Here is a 2,942-nt window from a genome sequence, read left to right on the forward strand (position 1 = left end):
CCCCCCCGCCGCTTCGTCAACGTACCCGCCCGCGACGGTAGCTCTGCCATGATGCTGCGGCGCTCTTCGGGCGTCATACGCGACCACGCGCCGATCTCGTCAATGGATCGGTAACAGCCTGTGCACAGGCGCGTCTCGGGATGCACCACGCAAAGTTTCACGCAGGGGCTTTCGACTTCGTTCCGCTTCCAGATCTCGTCACTCATCGCTTTATCCTCGCGCTGTCGCGCTTATGGGGCCTCAATCCGACGCGCCCTGTGCCTTGATCACACGCAAACGGTCCAGCACCCCTTGCAGAATATAGCCCGCGGCCACGTGGTCGATCACCTCGGCGCGGCGGCGACGCGATGTATCGGCCTCCAGCAGCGCACGTTCCGCGGCGACCGTGCTCAGCCGTTCATCCCAGAACCCGATGGGAATATCTCCCAGCCGGTCAAAGTTCCGCGCAAAGGCCCGTGTCGACTGACAGCGCGCGCCTTCCGATCCGTCCATATTGCGCGGCAGGCCCAGCACCACCCCGCCGATCCCGCGGGCGGCAATGATCTCTGACAGGCGGGCGGCATCAACTCCGAATTTCTTGCGGCGCACCGTTTCCAGCGGGGTGGCGATCGACAGAAAACTGTCGCTGACCGCAACGCCGATGGTCTTTTCCCCAAGGTCCAACCCGATCAACGCCTGCATCGGGGGCAGGGCGACGGCAAAATCTGATATGTCGTCATAGATCATTCGGTCACCCCGGCGCGTTCGCCCGCGCGTTGAATATCATCCATCGCGGCGGGGTCATCGGCAAAGACCTCTACCGCATTCTCGTAAATCGCCCGCGCCCGTGCCGTTTCCCCCAGCACGCCAAGCGACGTGATCAACCGCGCCCAATCCTCGACCGGCCCGCCCTGGCTGGCAAGCCGCGACGACAGGCTTTCGACCATGCCGCCGATCATCTCCATCCGTTCGGCAGGGGTCATATCCTGCGCCGCGTCGATATCCTCGGCCGAGGGGCCGCGCAGCGCGCCGCTGCCGATCTCGGGCACTGTATAGTCCACACCGGCCATCGTGGCGATAGGGGTGATCTGCGCCAGGATTGGCGCGATCCACGGGGCATCTTCGGGGCCGCGGCGCAGCAACCCATCCCACATGCGGAACGCCAGATCAGGGCGCCCGGTTTGCACCAGCATCAGCCCCCAATAATACCGCGCCGTGCCGTTTTCGACATCACGGGTCAGCACAGCGCGCAACACCGCTTCTGCTTCGGGCGAGACATAGCCCCCCGCCGCCATCACCAGCAGTTCCGCATAGCCTGACACATCGTCAATCGAGGCCTCCGCCCCCTTGAGGCGCACAACCTTGCCCTGCGCGGCGGCGGCGGCGGCATAGTTGCCAACGCGCGCCTCGTTCTGGGCCAGCAGGACATGGCCCTGCACATCATCGGGCCGCGCGGCAACCGTTTCGCGCAGGCGGGTTAGCAGCGCTTCATATTCGGGGCTGAGCTCAGGCGGCAAATCGGCGGCGGGCAGCTCTGCCTCGGCGGTGGCCTGATCGGGTCGGTTCCGGCGCATGTCTTCGGCCCGCGCGATACGGTCCTGCAACGCCAGATCCCCATAGCCCGGCGCACCCAACTTCCAGTAGAGCCCAAGGCTCCCGCCCAGCAAGACCAACGCGATCACCACGATGACGACAGGCGACGGCGTGCCACTTGCGGCGGGCGTATTTTGTCCGGCAGCATCCGCGGCCAGAATACGGCGCGAGATTTCGGTGCGCACGCGGATGGCGTCGGCTTCGGGCAACACCCCGCGCGCGACATCGCGTTCAACCTCGGCCAGCTGGTCGCGATAAACCTGCACATCATGGGCGGCACCGGTTTCAGCTGGCGCGCTGGCCCCACGGGTCAGGGCACGCGCCAGCAACACGGTCACAAGGGCGGCTCCGGCGGCGGCGATGATCCAGAAACTCATAAAGATGCGGTCCAGTAATTATAGGTGCTGCACATCTAACCGCTGCGGCGGCGTGACAAAAGAGGCCATATTGCTGCACCTTGTCGCGGCGGCGGCTTGGTTTTTGCCAGATTGCGGCGGATGTCGTAAAACTGTTAAGGAATGCCGCGCCGGGTATCCTCTTTTTCGCCCGAAGACCCAGAAAGAAGCCAAGCCTACGCCACGGCGTACGAATCTTTGCCGGAGACCGCTTTCATGAAGAAATACTCAGCCTTTGCCGTCGCCCGCGAAGCCCTGCGCCATCATACCGGCTGGCAGCGGGCCTGGCGCGATGCACAGCCGAAGAAACGCTATGACGTGATCATCGTCGGGGCCGGGGGGCATGGTCTGGCGACGGCCTATTACCTGGGTAAAAACTTCGGCATCACCAATGTCGCCATTCTGGAAAAAGGCTGGCTCGGGGGCGGCAACACGGGCCGCAACACCACGATCATCCGGTCCAACTACCTGCAAGACCCCTCCGCCGCGATCTATGAAAAGGCGCGGTCGCTTTACGAGACGATGAGCCAGGATCTGAACTATAACGTCATGTTCAGCCCGCGTGGCGTGATCATGCTGGCGCAGACCCAACACGAGGTGCGCGGCTACCAGCGCACGGCCCATGCCAATGCGCTGCAGGGGGTACAGACCGAATTCATCGGGCCCGAAAAGGTCAAGGAACTGGTGCCGATCATCAATATCGACGGGCCACGCTACCCGGTTCTGGGCGGGCTCTGGCAGCGCCGTGGCGGCACGGCACGCCATGATGCGGTGGCCTGGGGCTATGCGCGGGCCTGTTCCGATATGGGCATGGACGTGATCCAGAAATGCGAGGTCACCGGCATCCGTCAGGAAAACGGCAAGGTGACGGGCGTGTCGACCAACCGTGGCGATATCGACTGTGACAAGCTGGGCATGGTGGTCGCCGGCCACTCTGGCCATCTGGCTGATATGGCGGGCTTCCGCCTTCCGATC

Annotated in this window: 4 protein-coding genes; 1 reads left to right on the forward strand and 3 read right to left on the reverse strand. The window is 64.0% G+C overall.

Annotation, left to right across the window (positions count from 1 at the left end; genetic code table 11):
* From B3849_RS10735 to ccmI, 3 genes are all read right to left on the reverse strand, one after another.
* A partial coding sequence (locus B3849_RS10735; protein ID WP_286780111.1) for a DUF1289 domain-containing protein occupies positions 1-206 on the reverse strand: 206 nt, incomplete at its 3' end.
* Between the two features lie 34 nt (positions 207-240).
* Positions 241-726: a Holliday junction resolvase RuvX gene (ruvX, locus tag B3849_RS10740; protein ID WP_278425866.1), complete on the reverse strand. Its 486-nt coding sequence runs from the start codon at positions 724-726 to the stop codon at positions 241-243.
* Positions 723-1,949, reverse strand: coding sequence for a c-type cytochrome biogenesis protein CcmI (gene ccmI / locus B3849_RS10745; protein ID WP_278425867.1), 1,227 nt, complete (start codon positions 1,947-1,949; stop codon positions 723-725). Before ccmI ends, ruvX begins: the two co-directional genes overlap by 4 nt.
* A 234-nt stretch (positions 1,950-2,183) precedes the next feature.
* Between ccmI and B3849_RS10750 the strand changes: the two genes are divergently transcribed.
* Positions 2,184-2,942: FAD-dependent oxidoreductase (locus B3849_RS10750; protein WP_286780112.1), on the forward strand; the 759-nt coding region annotated here is incomplete at its 3' end.

Origin of the sequence: Sulfitobacter sp. UBA4523, from assembly GCF_002388305.1 — a bacterium.
Taxonomy (GTDB): domain Bacteria; phylum Pseudomonadota; class Alphaproteobacteria; order Rhodobacterales; family Rhodobacteraceae; genus Sulfitobacter; species Sulfitobacter pontiacus.